Raw genomic sequence first — 15,475 nt, forward strand, 5'->3', positions numbered from 1 at the left:
GACCCGTTCTCACGTACGCCAACGGCTCATGAACCGGCGTAGATCGTGGCCTCCTTCGAGGTCTCGCCGATGCCGTTGGGCCCGTTGAGGAACCGTTCGCCCCAGCTCGTCAACGAGTTGGGGTCGAAGCCGTTCACCATGTCGAGGTACTCGACGCCACCGCCGTTGCCGCTCCAGGACCAGCCGATGTAGCCGAGCCCGAGCGACTGGGTCACCGACATGATGGCGTCCTCGTCCGGGTCGCCGTCGGAGTGGTTGTGGCCGAACTCCCCGACCAGGATGGGCAGTCCGGCGTCCACGAACGCGTTCAGGTAGCCGCTGACCAGCGACTCGTTCGGGTAGACGCCGTACATGTGAACCGAGAAAATCAAGTTCCCGGTCGGGTCGGAGGCGTAGACGGCCGCGGCGTTGTCGCGCATGGTGTTCGACCAGTCCTGGCCCCAGTTGGGCGCGTCCACCATGATCGTGTGCTCGAAGCCGGCGTCGCGCAGCTTTCCGACGGCGGCCCGGGTGTCCGCCGTCCACTGCTGGTAATGGGTGTTGCCGAACGGCTCGTTGCCGATGTTGAGGATGACGTGGTCCTCCTGGCCGGCCAGCGCGGACTGCACGCGGATCCAGTAGTCGGCGGCCACGTCGAGCGAGACGGCCGCGCCCTGCTCGCCGTAGCCGGTGGTGTCGTGCACCTCCAGCACGCAGATAAGGCGGTTCTCCTTGCACTCGGCGACGATCGTGGACACCTCGGCGGCGCTGGTCTCGGTCCACTGGTCGCCGCTGGACAGGACGACGCGGACGGTGTTGGCGCCCTCGGCCTTGATGGCGGCCAGCGAGTCCAGCTCCTGCTGATACCAGGCGTGGGGGTGGTTGACGCCGCGGATGACGAAGTCGTTGCCGTTGCTCTCCAGCAGCCGGCCGTCACTGATGTGCAGTCCGGTGGCGGCGGTACTCGGCGGCTCGGCGACGGCGGCGGGCACCGCCGCCACCAGGCCGACGAGCCCGGCGACGACGGCGGCCAGCAGGCCGCCCATTCGGGTCTTGGTGATCAAAGGTCTTCTCCTCAAGGAGTTCCGTCCTTAGGGCCTGTATCGAGTTCCCGCCCGGGCCCGCGACGCCAGTCACGGCACCTCGCCGCTCCCCCAGACTCCGTCTGGGAGGTGCCCCCAGCCGAATCGCGCGAATACGGCCGGGTATGAGCTGCGATCCGGTGCCTTGCTGGGGGTACCTCCCAGGCCCCCAAGGGCCTGGGGGGGCACCGCGTCTGACGCCGCGGGCTGATCCGACCGGGAACTCGACACAGGCCCTAGGACTCCGAGTGGGTGGGGGGTTGAGACCTGACCCCATGGCAGGCATGGAAGCGCTCCCACGAGTCCTGCCCATCACGCCATCGCGGCGGTCACCCCGTCAAGACGCGGGACGCACCGAACGTCCCCGGAGCCGCGTCCCGCCTCTCAATTCCCATCCTCATTTGTAGTGATTTGCACCGCCATTCGGCCGCATCTACCCTGAGAACGACTGCGGAGAGTGAGGAGGCGTGCGATGTCCCGGTCCCCGGCCGGCCGGCTCTCGGCCTTCGCGGCGACCGGTCTGCTGGCCGCCGCGGCATTCGGCGCGCCGCCGGCCGCGGGCGGCGGCACCCCGGACGACGGCGCGGGCGCCGGCGAGGCGCGCGGCGAGGTCGTCGCCCGCGCGGGCGCACCCCTGCGCCAGGCCCCGGCGGCCACCTCCCCCGCGCCGGCCACCGCGGCGCACGGCGAGCGGGTGTCCGTGCTGTGTGCGGCCGAGGGCGAGAGGCGGTCGGCGTGGTACCTGGTCCGCACGGACCACTACGCGTGGGCGGCGGCCGGGGACATCCGCGTCCCGGGGGCGGCCCCGCCCCGGTGCTGAGCGGCCGGCCCACGCCAAGTGCGTTCGGCCGCCGTGACGTTACTCCCAGGTGGGCAGGGACTGGCCGGCGTAGCGGGCGCCGAAGCCGCCGGTGGGCAGGATGTCGTGGATCGCGGCGAGTTCGGCCTCGGTCAGGGTGACGTCGGCGGCGGCGGCGTTCTCCTCGGCGCGCCGGGGGCTGCGGGTGCCGGGGATGGGGACGATGTGCTCGCCCCGGGTGAGCAGCCAGGCCAGGGCGAGTTGGGAGACGGTGGCGCCCTTGCCCGCCGCGAGGTCGGCCAGCCGGTTGACGGCCTCGACGTTCTTCTCGAAGTTTCCGGGCTGCCAGCGGGGGTCGGTGTTGCGCATGTCGGCGGGGTCGTACTGGCCGGCGGGCTTGGCGGTGCCGGTGATGAAGCCGCGGCCGAGCGGGGAATAGGCGACGAAGCCGATGCCGAGTTCGTCCAGGGTGGGGAAGAGCCGCTCGACGTCGCGCTCGAAGAGGGAGTACTCGGTCTGCAGGACGGAGACCGGCTGCACGGCGTGGGCCTTGCGGATGGTCTCCGGCCCCGCCTCGCTCAGCCCGAAGTACTTCACCTTGCCCGCGTCGATCAGCTCCTTGACGGCGCCGGCCACGTCCTCGATGGGCACGTCGGGGTCGACGCGGTGCTGATAGAGGACGTCGATGCGGTCGACGCCGAGGTGGCGCAGGCTGTTGTCCGCCACCTCGCGGATGTGCTCGGGGCGGCTGTCGGTCCCGAAGTCGCGGGTGAAGCCGAACTTGGTGGCGATGACCACCTCGTCGCGGAAGCCGGCGACGGCACGGCCCACGATCTGCTCGTTCTCGCCCCAGCCGTAGAGCTCGGCGGTGTCGAAGAACGTGACGCCGAGGTCGTGGGCGCGCTGGATGGCGGCGACGCCCTGCTCCGCGTCGCCGGGGCCATAGAACGCCGAGATGCCCATCGCGCCGTAGCCGAGGGCGGAGACCTTCAGCCCCTGACCGCCGAGAGTCCTGTGCTGCATGACGCGCTCCTCCTCATGTCAAACCGAACTGTTTGGTTTGATGCTACTGCGGCCTTCCACCGGGACCAAACCAATCAGTTCGGTAGCCTGGACGTATGTCATCCCAGCCCGGCGCCGACTCCACCCGTGACCGCGTCGTCACCGCGGCCACGGCCGAGTTCTCCCAGTACGGGATCGCCGGAGCCCGTATCGACCGCATCGCCAGGGCCGCCAGGACGAGCAAGGAACGGGTCTACGCGTATTTCAGCAGCAAGGAAGCGCTCTACCGCTTCGTCTCCGCCCAGGCGCTCGCCGCTGTCGCCGAAGCCACCCGCATGGACCCCACCGACCTGCCCGGCTACGCGGGCCGGGTCCACGACTACTTCGCCGCCCACCCCGAACGGTTCCGGCTGATGACCTGGGGCCGACTGGAACTGAGCGACTCCGGCACACCGGCCTACGACCCGGTGCAGCAGACCGTCGCCCACAAGGTCGAACAGTTGCGCAAGGCCCAGGAGGCCGGGCACCTCGATCCGGCCTGGGACCCGCTCGACATCCTCGTCTTCGTCAATCAGCTCGCCGTGTCCTGGGCCGACCAGCCCGACCTCACGGGCACGCTCCCGGCACACGAGCGGGCCGACCACCTGGCCACCCGCCGCGCGGCCATCGTCACCGCGGTCCAGCGCCTGTTCCCCGCCGCCGCCTAACGCCCCACGAGGGCCGGCCAACCGCCCGGTAGCCGCCGCTGATCGCGGGCCCGTCCTGGTGCTGGCACCTCCGGCCGGGGCCAGATCCGACGCCGAGTCGCCGTGGCCGAGGGGGAATTGACCCCGGCCGCCTCAAGACAACCACTGAGTGGTCATCGCGGTGTCCACCTGTGCAAGCGGGGGCCGAGGCGGCGGCCGCACAGCACGCAGTTGTCGCCCCGCCATTGGCCACTTGTCAGCCGCTCGTCGAGATCCAGCCCCATCAGCGCGATCGGCAGGCGCTCCGGCGGCGCCGGGCACAGATGCCGCGTTCCCTCCGGGTAGAGGCCGCGGCATCCACCGCAGGTGAGCAACGGCCGGGCGGCCGGAAGACGTTCAGGCACGGCCCGCCCTGCCGAGGCCGAGCACGTGACGCAGCGCGTCGTACAACGCCCCGGGGTCGGTGAGGCAGTCGCCCCGCGCGGGCCTCAGCCACCGCGTGGACGGCCCGCAGCGCCAGGACGCGGGCGGCACGGCCAGCGACCGGCCCGCACCGAGCACCGCGACCCCGGGCACCCGCTCCTCCCAGCCGTCCGCTGCCCCGGGCTTCACCAGCCACGACAGCGTCTCGGCCACCTGATCCTCGATCACCGGCCCGGAGCGGTCCAGCATCCGGGAGATGACGCGGGCCCCGACGAACGTGGGCAGTTGCAGGGCGTCGAAGCAACGGCCGCACGGCAGCAGTTCCACGCCCTCCACGGGCATCCACTGGGGCGGGTCGCGGTACCAGTCAGGGCCGATACCGGCAGCGGCCTCGGCGAGGGTCGCGCGACGATCGAACTGGGCGGCGATGCGCCGGGGCACGTCAGGCATGATCGACTCCTGTGACGCATCGATTACGGAACGTCGACGCAGGAGACGTTATTGAGCACCCGATACGCACTCAATGGCACTTCGCACGCGGGCAGTTCAGAAGTGCCACAAGCTGCTACAGGGGCAGCCTGACCAGGTTCGCGAGCCGCCGCATCTCCGGGGTGAGAGTCCGCCGCCGGCGCACGACCAAGCCCAGAACCTCGCGGGCGTACCGCTGGTGCGGCAGCCACTGCGGGGCGTCCTCCTCGATGGTGAGGAACGTCCCCACCGCGTCGGAGTGCCGCCTCATGAGGACTTGGGCGTGCGCGACATCCAGCAGGTGCCGGTTCCTGTTGCCGGTGGTGGGCGGCAGCTTGTCGGCGCGGATCTTGTCCGCGAGGCGCAGCACAGCGTCCGGCCGGTCCTCGACCATGGCGTGCTCGGCTTGCTGCATCGCCACCGTCAGCCTGGAGTACCGGCGAATGAAACCAGCCCGCTTCGTGGTGGCCGACGTGCTGGCGCGTCCAAGGGTGACGGCCGCCGCGGTCGCCAGCCGGAGCGCGTGCTCGGCCTCATCGGGCCTGTTGTCGCGGGATGCCGTGGCGGCGACACGCAGAAGCAGCCAGCCCCAGGCGCTCAGTTCCCCGGCTGTGGCCCGGGACAGGCGTCCCGGCTCGGTGTCATCCGCCCACTGGATCGCGAGCGCCCGGGAGTCCGCCAGCCGACCTCGTCGCAGCAGGAGCCACACCCGGTTGTTCGCCAGGGCGGCGCCGTGGAGGGTGTCGGGAGCGTCGCGCTCGGCGCGGTCGAACGCGGTATCGGCGGCGTCGTAGTTCCGGGTCTGGGTCATCAGGCGGCCCGCGATCTGCATGACGCCCATCCGTAGGGCCCGGCCGCGCGGGTCGTGTTCGGCCAGTGCGTGGGCGTCCCGGATCAGCCGGGGCAGTGCCTCACCGATCCCTGCGAGGTCTCCTTCGGAATACAGGGCGATGGCGGAGTCGAGTTCGGTCCGCACACCGACGACCGTCGGCAGCTCCTCGACGTCGTCCCGAGCGGGCCCTGCCAGGGCAGCGCGGACGGGCGCCCACCGGTCCGCTTCCGGGCCGACGGCGGCCTCGGCGTCCGTGGCTTCAGCGGGAATCAGATGGCTGGTCGGGATCCGCAGCGCCGAGGCAAACCGCCGCGCTGTCTCCAGCCGGGTGTCCTGCCGTTCCCCTTGTTCCAACTTCCGGATGAGAGAGAGCGATACCCCGGAGGCGTCGGCCAACTCCCGCTGCGAGAGTCCGCGCCGCTTTCGGGCCTCCTTCAGGCGCTCTCCAATGCTGCGCGCAGCCATGGTTCAACGAGCTCCGTTCTGGTCTCGACAATCGGAACGGTACCCCTGCTCGTTGACCGGGGAACAGCGAACGGCCCCGCCTCGGCGGGGCCGTTGTGCGTGCGCCCAGCGCGGGCGATCACATGCGGGGGCCCATACATGTCCTGGCCCACGTTCCAGTGCCAGAGGTAACCGGACTACCGGATCACTTGGAGGTGTGAATCAGCTCGCGGTTGCGCGGCACACCCCCAGCCGTGCCTCGACCACTCCCTATGTGCGCTCTTGACGCCCTGCGCCCGACCGAACGATTCTTATGCAAGTTCATGCAACCCACTCAATAGGTGAGGTCACCATGGCACTACGGTTCGTCGGGATCGACCCGGAGACCGGTGGCGGTAACTGCCCCGCTGTCTGGGTCGACGACGAGAAGCAGGAGATCGTTCTTCAGGGCTGGAAGGCGGACGGCGAAACCACGGCTCGAACCCGGCAGGACAGCCCTCTCCCCAACACCGAGGCGGTCATCCGCCTCCCTTACCGCATGATCGATACCGTCAGGAAGGCCCTTGATGAGGCAGGTTCCTAGCTTCGACGAACTCCTCTCCTCCGCCACTCGCTCCGCCGTCCATCTGGAGATGCGGGACGTGTACGCGGTCGTGGAGGAAGCGGGGGAGTTGAAGCTCTGGCGCTCGGGCCGCTGGACCCTGGACGACGGGCGCAGGGCTCTCGGGGAGTGGATGGAACTCGTCGCGAGCGTGGCGAAGAGGGGAGTCGCCGTCCGACGCGCTCGTATCGTGTCCGAGCCCGTGACCGACTACATCAAGTACGAGCACGCCCTCACTCCCCTGAACGTCCGGGCCGGCGAGGAGGTGCGGTGGCTGCCGCGCCGCCAAGCGCTGGGCATCCCCCTGCCCGCCGCCGACTTCTGGCTCATCGACGACCGCCTCGTGCGCTTCAACCACTTCTCCGGCGCCGGAGAGGCCGTCGAGCCGGAGATGAGCGAGGATCCGAAGATCGCCGCGTTGTGCTCCTCCGCATTCGAGGCCGTGTGGAACGCGGCCGTTCCCCACGATAAGTTCGAGGTCTGAGTCAGCCACCGCACCGGACAGTCAGTCATGTCGTCGCCGTCTTCCAGCGCCCAAGAGGCCCGGAGAGCCATCGCTACCCGGCTTGGGCACTTGCGCCGGGACGCCAGCCTCACCGGGCGCGACCTGGCGATCCGGTGCGGCTGGCACCCGGCCAAGGCGTCTCGCATCGAAAACGCCAGGACCAGACCCTCGGACGATGACATCCGTGCCTGGTGCGCTGCCTGCGGCGCCGAATCCGAGGCCGCCGATCTCATTGCCGCCTCGCGCGACGTGGACTTGATGTACCGCGAGTGGCGGGAACTTCAGCGCACGGGGATGAAGCGCAACCAGACGTCCGACGTCCTGCTGTACCAGCGCACCCAGCACATGCGCGTCTACTGCTCGAACGTCATCCCCGGCTTGTTGCAGACGCAGGGCTACGCGGAGGCTTTGCTCGGCACCATCGCCGACGTCTTCGACACGCCCAACGACGCTCCCGAGGCCGCGACCGCTCGCGTCGAGCGTTCCAAGGTGCTCTACGACGGCTCGAAGCGCTTCGCGCTGCTCGTTGAGGAGGACGTGCTGTACTTCCCCTTCGGGGACGCCGAGACCATGGCCGGCCAGCTCGGCTATCTGATGACCGCGATGTCCCTCCCGACCGTGTCCCTCGGCGTGATTCCCCGGGGGACGCCCCGTCGCATGTGGACCCTTGAAGGGTTCCTCGCTTTCGACGACAGGCGCGTGCAGGTCGAAACGCTGTCCGCCAACATCATCGTCACCCGACGAGCCGAGATCGGACTCTATTTGCGGGCCTTCGAGCGGCTGTCGAAGATGGCCGTCTACGGGGCCAGGGCTCGCGCGCTCATCCTGGAGGCCACCGCCGCTCAGGGGTGAATTTCTGCAATCCTGTGCAATCTCGTAGCCTCGCAACTCCCCTCCTCCCTAGCGTTGTCGGTGTCGCGAAGCGACAGAAGGAGGCGGAGAGCCACTCTCCGCACACCGAGGCAGCAGGAGGTTGGATTCATGAGCAGGGACCTCTACGACCTCCCCATCGAGGGAGCGGACTTCACGAACTTCTGCGGAGGCAACCTCTCGGGCGAGCACGAATCATGCGTCGAAGTCGCGCGAATTCCTGGCGAGGCCGCGGCTTTCGCCATCCGCGACAGCAAGCCCGAGGGCGCCGGCAGGGAACTTCGCTTCACCGGGGCGGAACTCGACGAATTCGTCATCGGGTACGCCACGCGGCGGGGACTGAAGCTCTGACCTGGCCCCTCCCACGCTCCGGAAAGGCGTCGATGAGCTGGTCAGGTCACTGGCACGGTTACGGTCCGTGGATCGGGACCAGGGACTCCTACGGTGCGGAGAATCTGCGCCGGCCGGGAACTTCCCCGAACGATGAGCAGACCCGCGTCTTCCTCTCGCAGACTCTTCCGCCGATGCAGCTCGGCCACTGGTTGATGCGCCGGGATCAGACCGCGGCGGACCGCACCTGGACCGAGGTGACCGGCGCGGTGAACTGGCTGAGGGAGAGCTACGACGCGAACCCGCCCATGGAGCGCGATGACGGCAGGCAGGCGTACGTGGACCTCGACACGAAGACCCGCTATGCGGCCGACTCCCTTCCGCGGGGAGTTGATGTGTCCTGGGTCCACTACATGAGATCGCAGAACTTGGTGTCGTTCTCGGTCGTGTGCTGCCCGCACCGGTTCCACCCGCGGACCCCGTGTCCCCTACCGCCTGGCTGATCAGGCACCAGAGAGAGGAGAGCAACGATGTCGCTCGGCTTTCTGCTTCCCGAAGAGGGAGTCGCGGATCTCCTGACATCGTGGCCGGACGAGCCCCGCGTGTACGAGCGTGACGCGGGCGACTTCGATCGCAACGTCACCGCCGACCGTCTCAACGAGTACGTCGACACGGGCTGCGTGCCGGCCACCGAGATCGCCGTCGTGAAGGCGCCCGGACCGTCCCTGAACCAGAACGCCCACCTGACCAACGGGCGCACCGATCCGGTCAAGCTTCGCAGGCTCTATGAGAACGGGTTCACGATCCGCCTGGGCAACCTCCAGCGGGTCATCCCGTTGATGGCGGCAGTCTCCCGCGCCATTCAGCGGGAAACCGGGTACAGCAACTACATCCACGCTTTTTTAACGCCCCCCGCCAACCAGGGACTTCGCCACCAGTGGGATCAGCAGATGGCCGTGATCGTGCAGACGGCGGGCGTCAAGCGGTGGCGCCTGTGGCGCCCGCCTGTCGAGGCGCCCATGCGTGAATACAACGAGTCATGGCGGGTCTGGCGCGAGAGCTACATCCCGGACTGGGAGGCCGCAGGCCCGGATATGGAGATCGACCTCCGGGCCGGACAATCGCTCCTCCTGCCGAGAGGCTGGGTGCACAACCCCTACGTGGCCGACGCCCAAACGCACAGCGTCCATCTGACGTTCGCCATCCGCGAGCGCACTCCGCTGTGGCTGGCCGAGAAGCTGATCCAGGGTGCGATCGAGGACCCGGAGTTCCGCCGAATCGTCCTGCCCGGCGACCTCAACGGCTCAGCGCTCACTGAGCACCTACGAGAAACCCGTCGGGCACTCGTGCGGTACTTGAACGGCCTCGACCTGAACATGCTCACCCCGGCCGTGCGCCGGGCCGCCATGACCGAGCTCGATTACTCGACCTAACTCTCAGCCCCGGGGAGTCGCAACATCACCATGCACAGCCACGTCTTCGGCCGCGTCGCCCCCGCCCTCCCCGTCGTGGACGATCCTGGGCTCTGCCCCGTCCAACGTCGCTCCTTGGCAGGCAGTTCAGGGCATCGTCCAGGACTTCCAGTACACCGACACGGTCCGCGTCACTCCTCCCACACCGGCACGAGCGGCAGACCGCGAGCGGCGCGCTCTCGATCGACGACGTGCTGGATCAGCTCCGTCTTGCGCTTGGTGTAGGCGAGTCCATCTTCTTCCTCGACGGCGGCGCGCCGCTTCAACTCGCCGTACTCGGTGGCCACTTCGGGATGCGCTCGGAGGTGGTCGCGGAACAGCCGCTCGTTACGGGTCTCCCAGGTGTCGGCGGTGACGATGTGCAGGTGATGGCTGCGCCGCCCGGCATCGGTGTCCCGGTAGTAGAACAGCCGCCCGGGCATCCCCGTCTCCTGCGACCGGTAGCCCAGCCGCTCCAGCACGGCCTCCCGGTCGGCGGTGACGTCGTCCAGCGCGGCGACCGACGCCATCAGATCGATCACGGGCTTGGCGACCAACCGCGGCACAGAGGTACTGCCCACATGCTCGACGTTCAAGAACAGCCCAGGCAGAGCGTCAATCAGCTCCGCCCCGGCCCGCGCTCCCTGGTCGGGCCATGAAGGGTCGTGGTCCGCTATGTCAATGGCCATGCGCACATCCTAGGAACCGCCGGAGCCCGCATACGGCGCGGCCCCGCCGGGCGCGTCTTCCGCTATGCGCGCGGGGACGCGGCCGGGCGCCGGGCGGCCGAGGAGTACGCCCGCTCGGGCGGCGTGCCCGACGCGCAGCTGGACTGGGCGGATTAGAACGCCGCGATCGGGCCGGTGGCGCGTTCGCGGCGGGACAGGGCGCGCATCACCGGGAGGGCTCCGTGCCGGGCCACCGCGATGCGGGTGAGGCAGACGGTGACCGCGTCGCTGGCCTCGGCGGGCACCGGCGGCGTGGTGACCTCCAGGCTGACGGCCAAGTCGTCGAGGTGGACGACGAGTTCGACGAGCCGGGTGAGCAGGCACTGCTCCAGGGGCAGCAGATGGGCGAACACGCCGACGGGCCGGTCGAGCGGGAGGGTCGGCAGCAGCGCCGCCAGCCGGGCGCGGGCCGCGTCGAACTCCTTGGCCAGGGCGGCGGGTCCACCGGCCGCCTCCTGCTCCCCCACCTCGCGGATCCGGCGCGGCACCGCGCCGTCCAGATCCGGGGCCGGGTCGGCGCCGGACAGGAAGTAGGCGACGGCGTCGATGGGTGTCCCGCCCGACCGTGGCGGCTCCGCGAGCCAGCGCTCGACGTTGAAGACCGCTCGCGCCAGGTGCCCGGCCAGGCCGCTGACCCGGAACTCGGCCAGCGCGCTGGGCCGTTCCCAGCGTTCGGCCAGCGCCGGCGAGCGCAGCAGCCCGGACACGACCTGGGCGGTGTCGAGAAACGGGGTGATCACGCCGGGAGGTTAACGGCCTCGGGAATATCAGTACAGCGGTTATCGGTGAGAACGATCACGGTCCGATCGGTGCGAGAGTGCCGACCCTGGTGGAGCACGTCCCCGCCGGGCCGGCCGCAGGTGCTCGCTACTCGGCCGAGCCGGTAGCCGGAGGCACCTCCAGAACGAAGAGGAGGAAGCACATTCTGGTCGACAGGTCGTCGAAGTCGTCGGGGTACAGCTCGCGGGCGGCCGGATCGGGCTGTGGCTCGCTGATGACGGCCAGCCGGAAGCCGGCTGCCGTGAAGGCATCGGTCATCGCGTGCAGTGGCCTGCGCCAGAAGCTCATCCGGGCGGCCTGCCCCACCAAGTCGGTCCAATCCTGGGTGTAGTTGGTGGTCGCGTGATAGTCGGGCCGAGGATCCTGGGTGGCGTAGTCCACGAAAGGGTGCTGCACCGATGTGATCAGTCGACCGCCGGGCCTGAGCACTCGCCGCATCTCGGCCAGCGTCGGTCCCCAGTCCTCCAGGTAGTGCAGCACCAGCGAGGCGAGGACGTCGTCGAACGCGCCGTCGGCGAACGGCAGCGGGTCGCCCAGGTCGGCCACGTGCAGGTCCGCGTCTGCACCCAGCCGCCGCCGGGCCAGCTCCACCATCCCGGCGCTGGAGTCGAGGCCGGTAACGAGGGCACCTCGTTCGCGCAGTGCGGCGAACAGGGGGCCGGCGCCGCAGCCGGCGTCGAGGATCCGGCGGCCTGTCACGTCCCCGGCGAGGGACAGCATCGCGGGCCGCTCGTAGTAGGCGTTCAGGAGGCTGGTCTCGCCGAGGGCCGAGTACGCCTCGGCGAAGCTGTCATAGTCGTTCACCCGGGCCGGAGGTGCGGGCTGGGCATGGTGGTCGGCGGTGGGCAAGCTGCGGTCTCCGTCATGTCATCTCGGCATATCGCACTGGCGTCGTCCTGGCGATCGACGTCAATTCGGCGCGTCCCGGTTCCGGCGTCGCCGGAGGGCCCGCCTGCCACGGCGGGTGGCGTCAGCCGTGGGCGCCCAGCAACTTGCCGAAGAGATCGGACAGTTGCTCCCGCTCGGCGGGGGTGAGGGACTCGAACGTGTCATCGAGGAACGCGGGCACCGCCGCCTCGGCCCGGGCGAGTTCGCGGTGGCCGGAGTCGGTGATGGTGACGGCGTAGGCGCGGCGGTCGCCGGGTGCGCGTTCGCGGCGGACGTGGCCGGAACGTTCCAGGCTGTCGCAAATGCCGACCATCACGCTGCGGTCGATGCGAAGTTCGTCGCTGAGGACCCGCTGCGAGCTGGGCCGACCGCCGCGAGCATCTTCAGGACCAGGTGCGGCCCGACGCCCAGGCCGAGTTCGTTCGCCCGGGCCTCCGCGGCGCGGGCGACGGCTGCCGAGGCCCGGCACAGGGCGATGTCCGGGCGCTCCCCGGCAAGGCGCGGAAAGGCCCGCCCACCGGATTCCCCGGGATCAAGTCCTGCACTGGGAGCGGTGGTAGCGCCTCAGTCCGTGTCGGTCGCCGCCAGCACCGCCAGCCGCCGGCGGCCGTCGGTGAGCGCGGCCAGGCCGATGTCCCATGATTCGCCGAAGTACCAGCGGCTCTGCGCGCCGAACCGGTACAACTCGGCCCCGGCGGCCCGCCGTTCGATCTCCTCGACGAAGGGCCAGGGGTCGGCTCCGGACAGCGCGCCCAGCGACTCCCAGGCGGCCAGCCGGCCGTGGGCCCCGTACCAGCCGCTGCTGTAGGCGCCGCCGGCGGAGGCCGCCCGGAACAGGGTGTCCCAGACCTCGGCGGGCGGACAGGCGGCGAAAAAGAAGCCGGTGCGGGGGCCGAGCCCGCGCAGGCAGTCCAGGTCCAGGGCCGCCAGCGCGGCGGGCACGTCCCCGACCGGCTCGGCGAAGGCGAACGTCCGGGCCTCGATCCGGCCGTTGGAGCCCTCGGTCCAGCTGGTGACGGCGCGCGCGAGGGCCCGGGCCGTCGGCGGAGCGGTCGTCTCCGCCACGACGGGCACGGCGGCCGGACGCGGCAGCGGGTCGTCGTGGTCCCGGAGCCAATCCAGGCCGGCCGAGCTGCCCGAGCCGTTCACGCCGTAGTGCGGCATCGGCGGTCGCCCCTCCAACTCCCGGAGAAACAACGGAAGTCGGCCCAGCGGATGATGCCGCTGGCCGGGTGACTGACCCCGCAGCCCGGCGACGATGCCCTCCGCACCACCGGTCGCGGCTACTCGTCGGCCACGGGGCACAGTTCCTCCGGAAGCATCGAGCCGAGCCACGCGTCCACCCGTTGCCCGCGGTGCACCACGCGCTGCCGCAGCGTCGCCTCGACCCGGAACCCGGCCTTCTCGGCGACGCGGCGCGAGGCGTCGTTGCCGACCTCCGCGCGCCAGTGGACGATGCCCAGGCCCAGGGTGGCGAACGCCCAGCCGCACAGGGCGGTGACCGCCGTCGTCGCCACGCCCCTCCCCCGGGCGGCGGGGTCCACCCAGTAGCCGACCTCGGCCGCGCCGCCCGTCTTCAGGCTCAGCCCCGCGCGGCCGAGGCGTTCGCCCGTGGCGGCGTCCTCGGCCAGGTACTCCACGCGCCGCCGGGTGGCCCAGCCCTCCCTCACCAGGCGCTCGACGAAGTGCTCGGCGTGCTCCCGCCGGTAGGGCGACGGCAGGTCGATGAACGTCCGCATCAGCGGGTCGAGCGCCACCTGGTGCACCCAGTCGATGTCATCCGCGGTGAACGGCCTCAGCCGCAACCGCCCCGCGTCGATCGTCGGTTGCTCCACCCGATCGAGCCTAAAGCGCGCTGCGGTGGCGTGCCAACGCCCTTCTGTGCGGCGGATGGTGACGGAATGTCCGCCTCCCGCTCCCCCACCTCGCGGTTTCGGGAAGTAGGCGACGGCATCGATGGGTGCCCCGCCCGACCGTGGCGGCTCCGCCAGCCAGCGCTCGACGTCGAAAACCGCTCGCGCCAGATGCCCGGCCAGGCCGCTGACCCGCAACTCGGCCAGCGCGCTGGGCCGTTCCCAGTTCAGGGCACCGGGGTGGTGTACAGCTCCGGCGGCGTCGGGCCGGGTGGGGTCTCGATGATCGGCACGGGTTTGCCGCCCGGGTCGCCCTGGCGATCCGTGGTGAAGTGCAGCGTTCCGCTGGCGGCCTCCACCGCGTTGCCCAGGTGCAGCAGGAACAGCGCGTCGCCGACCCGGTCGCTGGTCATCGGCGACTCCGGGTCCTGGGCGTGGCTCACCCGGATGGCGCGGATGGCCGTCGCCATCGCGTCGTGGTTGGCCACGGCGTAGCCGTCCGCCAGGGCCGCCGGCACGTCCTCCACATACCCGATGTGCGTGTCGTACTGCTCGAAGAAGCCCTGGAACCCGGCGGGCGCGTCCGACTCGGGGCCGAAGTCCCGGGACCAGGCCGGATCCATCGCCGACGCCTGGACGATGGTGATGTTGTTCTCGGCGAGGCGCTGTTCCGCGTCCACGTCGACCACGGGGCCGGTCTCCACGAAGAGCACCGTCATCGGCTCCTCCCGGCAGGAGCGGCTGTGCAGGGATTCGACGAACGCGTGCAGGTCGCCGGTACGGCCCGCGAAGAGCACCATGTCGACCTCGGCCTGGCAGATGTTCCGCACCGCGGCGTCGAACAGGGCGGCCGAGGCGTCCCGGTCCACCGTGGTGCCCTGGAAGGGCTGGTCCGGGTTCGCGCCGAGTTCGTCGGCCATCAGCTCGCGGAACGCCTCGGTCAGGGTGGTCACGTGCAGATCGGGCGCGTTCTCGTCGTAGACCAGGATGGCCTCGGTCAGCTGCTCGCGGTCCCGGACGTACTGGCGCAGCGCCGTGACGAAGTCGGTGTTGCTCGCGGTGACGCGGATCAGACCGGGCACCGAAGCGGAGTTCAGCCCGTCCGCGCTGGCCGACGAGGCGACGATGGGAATGCCGTGGTCGGCCAGTCGCTTGGCGGCCTCCTGGCTGTGCCGGGTGCTGACGGACAGGCCGACCACGGCGACCAGCGGGTCGGTGTCGTCGGCCATCGACACCAGCCGGTCCACCGCGGGCTGCCACTGTTCATGGCGGCTGCCCACGTTGGCGAGGTGCAGCTGGATCTGCGGCGCGGGGTCGCCGAGCTGCCGGGTCTGGTTGGCGCGCATCTGGGCGGTGTACGCGCCCTCCAACGCGTGCAGGACCCGCTGCGGCGCCTGCGGGCCCTCGTCGTCCGGGGTCAACGTGGCCAGCAACCCGACCTTCACGTACGGGTCTCCCTGCTCGGCCACCCGGTCGTTCTCCTCCTTGATCAGCTCCTGGACCGCGCGGAACCCGTCGTCCAGTTCGTCGTCACCGGTGGGCAGGAAGGCGGGGGAGCCGTCCGTGACGCCGACGCACTCGCCCTCGCGCTCCGTCAGGTCGGCGCCGTCGCAGTCGAGCCGGTCCGGCAGCCAGACGACCAGGAAGGCGACGAGCACGACGGTGATGACGCCCGCCACGCCCAGAAGCAGCCTGGCCCCGCGGCGAGGCGGGTTCTCGAACTCGTTCCTGCCGGCCGCCTGGCGAAAGGACAT

The 15,475-nt window shown here is 70.4% G+C and carries 19 protein-coding genes; 8 read left to right on the plus strand and 11 right to left on the minus strand.

What is annotated here, in order from left to right; translation table 11 throughout:
• Positions 1-26: 26 nt before the first annotated feature.
• Entirely contained in the window at positions 27-1,043 is a 1,017-nt protein-coding gene (locus tag RM590_RS02785; RefSeq protein ID WP_311702695.1) for a glycoside hydrolase family 5 protein, read from the minus strand.
• A 490-nt stretch (positions 1,044-1,533) separates the two neighbouring features.
• Here RM590_RS02785 and RM590_RS02790 point away from each other — a divergent pair, with 490 nt between their 5' ends.
• Complete coding sequence (locus RM590_RS02790; protein WP_311702696.1) at positions 1,534-1,881, plus strand: hypothetical protein; 348 nt, start codon at positions 1,534-1,536, stop codon at positions 1,879-1,881.
• A gap of 39 nt (positions 1,882-1,920) precedes the next feature.
• Here RM590_RS02790 and RM590_RS02795 read toward each other — a convergent pair whose 3' ends face one another.
• Positions 1,921-2,883: an aldo/keto reductase gene (locus RM590_RS02795; RefSeq protein ID WP_311702697.1), complete on the minus strand. Its 963-nt coding sequence runs from the start codon at positions 2,881-2,883 to the stop codon at positions 1,921-1,923.
• Between the two features lie 95 nt (positions 2,884-2,978).
• Here RM590_RS02795 and RM590_RS02800 point away from each other — a divergent pair, with 95 nt between their 5' ends.
• On the plus strand, positions 2,979-3,569 hold the full coding sequence (locus RM590_RS02800; protein WP_311702698.1) for a TetR family transcriptional regulator: 591 nt from the start codon (positions 2,979-2,981) through the stop codon (positions 3,567-3,569).
• A gap of 375 nt (positions 3,570-3,944) precedes the next feature.
• On the opposite strand, the gene RM590_RS02805 is transcribed toward RM590_RS02800, so the two are convergent.
• Positions 3,945-4,421 (minus strand): hypothetical protein, encoded by a 477-nt coding sequence (locus RM590_RS02805; RefSeq protein WP_311702699.1) that lies wholly within the window; start codon positions 4,419-4,421, stop codon positions 3,945-3,947.
• Between the two features lie 115 nt (positions 4,422-4,536).
• Positions 4,537-5,736: a helix-turn-helix domain-containing protein gene (locus tag RM590_RS02810; RefSeq protein ID WP_311702700.1), complete on the minus strand. Its 1,200-nt coding sequence runs from the start codon at positions 5,734-5,736 to the stop codon at positions 4,537-4,539.
• Between the two features lie 331 nt (positions 5,737-6,067).
• On the opposite strand from RM590_RS02810, the gene RM590_RS02815 reads away from it, so the two are divergent.
• The 6 genes from RM590_RS02815 (at position 6,068) to RM590_RS02840 (ending at position 9,454) form a co-directional block, all read left to right on the plus strand.
• Entirely contained in the window at positions 6,068-6,298 is a 231-nt protein-coding gene (locus RM590_RS02815) for a hypothetical protein (RefSeq protein WP_311702701.1), read from the plus strand.
• The gene (locus RM590_RS02820) at positions 6,282-6,800 is read left to right on the plus strand and encodes a DUF6879 family protein (RefSeq protein ID WP_311702702.1); all 519 of its coding nucleotides are present in this window, start codon (positions 6,282-6,284) and stop codon (positions 6,798-6,800) included. Before RM590_RS02815 ends, RM590_RS02820 begins: the two co-directional genes overlap by 17 nt.
• A gap of 27 nt (positions 6,801-6,827) precedes the next feature.
• The gene (locus tag RM590_RS02825; RefSeq protein WP_311702703.1) at positions 6,828-7,673 is read left to right on the plus strand and encodes a helix-turn-helix domain-containing protein; all 846 of its coding nucleotides are present in this window, start codon (positions 6,828-6,830) and stop codon (positions 7,671-7,673) included.
• 129 nt (positions 7,674-7,802) lie between these two features.
• A complete protein-coding gene (locus tag RM590_RS02830) occupies positions 7,803-8,042 on the plus strand; it encodes a DUF397 domain-containing protein (protein WP_311702704.1) in 240 nt (79 codons plus the stop codon).
• Positions 8,043-8,074: 32 nt separating this feature from the next.
• Positions 8,075-8,524 (plus strand): hypothetical protein, encoded by a 450-nt coding sequence (locus RM590_RS02835; protein WP_311702705.1) that lies wholly within the window; start codon positions 8,075-8,077, stop codon positions 8,522-8,524.
• 27 nt (positions 8,525-8,551) lie between these two features.
• Complete coding sequence (locus RM590_RS02840; RefSeq protein ID WP_311702706.1) at positions 8,552-9,454, plus strand: JmjC domain-containing protein; 903 nt, start codon at positions 8,552-8,554, stop codon at positions 9,452-9,454.
• Between the two features lie 170 nt (positions 9,455-9,624).
• Here RM590_RS02840 and RM590_RS02845 read toward each other — a convergent pair whose 3' ends face one another.
• From RM590_RS02845 to RM590_RS02875, 7 genes are all read right to left on the minus strand, one after another.
• Positions 9,625-10,161, minus strand: a complete 537-nt coding sequence (locus RM590_RS02845) for a GrpB family protein (RefSeq protein WP_311702707.1) — start codon at positions 10,159-10,161, stop codon at positions 9,625-9,627.
• A gap of 152 nt (positions 10,162-10,313) precedes the next feature.
• Positions 10,314-10,940, minus strand: coding sequence for a maleylpyruvate isomerase N-terminal domain-containing protein (locus RM590_RS02850; RefSeq protein WP_311702708.1), 627 nt, complete (start codon positions 10,938-10,940; stop codon positions 10,314-10,316).
• 127 nt (positions 10,941-11,067) lie between these two features.
• The gene (locus RM590_RS02855; RefSeq protein ID WP_311702709.1) at positions 11,068-11,829 is read right to left on the minus strand and encodes a class I SAM-dependent methyltransferase; all 762 of its coding nucleotides are present in this window, start codon (positions 11,827-11,829) and stop codon (positions 11,068-11,070) included.
• 121 nt (positions 11,830-11,950) lie between these two features.
• Complete coding sequence (locus RM590_RS02860; RefSeq protein WP_394813775.1) at positions 11,951-12,181, minus strand: MarR family winged helix-turn-helix transcriptional regulator; 231 nt, start codon at positions 12,179-12,181, stop codon at positions 11,951-11,953.
• Between the two features lie 251 nt (positions 12,182-12,432).
• Positions 12,433-13,203 carry a DUF6183 family protein gene (locus tag RM590_RS02865; protein ID WP_311702711.1) on the minus strand — a complete coding sequence of 257 codons (771 nt, stop codon included), beginning with the start codon at positions 13,201-13,203 and terminating at the stop codon, positions 12,433-12,435.
• Positions 13,152-13,703 (minus strand): GNAT family N-acetyltransferase, encoded by a 552-nt coding sequence (locus RM590_RS02870; RefSeq protein WP_311702712.1) that lies wholly within the window; start codon positions 13,701-13,703, stop codon positions 13,152-13,154. Before RM590_RS02870 ends, RM590_RS02865 begins: the two co-directional genes overlap by 52 nt.
• 245 nt (positions 13,704-13,948) lie before the next feature.
• A complete protein-coding gene (locus RM590_RS02875; protein WP_311702713.1) occupies positions 13,949-15,475 on the minus strand; it encodes a type 1 periplasmic-binding domain-containing protein in 1,527 nt (508 codons plus the stop codon).

Origin of the sequence: Streptomyces litchfieldiae (assembly GCF_031845365.1) — a bacterium.
Taxonomy (GTDB): domain Bacteria; phylum Actinomycetota; class Actinomycetes; order Streptomycetales; family Streptomycetaceae; genus Streptomyces; species Streptomyces litchfieldiae.

Coding starts and splice junctions, on each gene's coding strand:
- RM590_RS02790 (WP_311702696.1), top strand. CDS start 1,534: ATGTCCCGGTCCCCGGCCGGCCGGCTCTCGGCCTTCGCGGCGACCGGT.
- RM590_RS02795 (WP_311702697.1), bottom strand. CDS start 2,883: ATGCAGCACAGGACTCTCGGCGGTCAGGGGCTGAAGGTCTCCGCCCTC.
- RM590_RS02800 (WP_311702698.1), top strand. CDS start 2,979: ATGTCATCCCAGCCCGGCGCCGACTCCACCCGTGACCGCGTCGTCACC.
- RM590_RS02805 (WP_311702699.1), bottom strand. CDS start 4,421: ATGCCTGACGTGCCCCGGCGCATCGCCGCCCAGTTCGATCGTCGCGCG.
- RM590_RS02810 (WP_311702700.1), bottom strand. CDS start 5,736: ATGGCTGCGCGCAGCATTGGAGAGCGCCTGAAGGAGGCCCGAAAGCGG.
- RM590_RS02815 (WP_311702701.1), top strand. CDS start 6,068: ATGGCACTACGGTTCGTCGGGATCGACCCGGAGACCGGTGGCGGTAAC.
- RM590_RS02820 (WP_311702702.1), top strand. CDS start 6,282: ATGAGGCAGGTTCCTAGCTTCGACGAACTCCTCTCCTCCGCCACTCGC.
- RM590_RS02825 (WP_311702703.1), top strand. CDS start 6,828: ATGTCGTCGCCGTCTTCCAGCGCCCAAGAGGCCCGGAGAGCCATCGCT.
- RM590_RS02830 (WP_311702704.1), top strand. CDS start 7,803: ATGAGCAGGGACCTCTACGACCTCCCCATCGAGGGAGCGGACTTCACG.
- RM590_RS02835 (WP_311702705.1), top strand. CDS start 8,075: ATGAGCTGGTCAGGTCACTGGCACGGTTACGGTCCGTGGATCGGGACC.
- RM590_RS02840 (WP_311702706.1), top strand. CDS start 8,552: ATGTCGCTCGGCTTTCTGCTTCCCGAAGAGGGAGTCGCGGATCTCCTG.
- RM590_RS02845 (WP_311702707.1), bottom strand. CDS start 10,161: ATGGCCATTGACATAGCGGACCACGACCCTTCATGGCCCGACCAGGGA.
- RM590_RS02860 (WP_394813775.1), bottom strand. CDS start 12,181: ATGGTCGGCATTTGCGACAGCCTGGAACGTTCCGGCCACGTCCGCCGC.
- RM590_RS02875 (WP_311702713.1), bottom strand. CDS start 15,475: ATGTCCTTTCGCCAGGCGGCCGGCAGGAACGAGTTCGAGAACCCGCCT.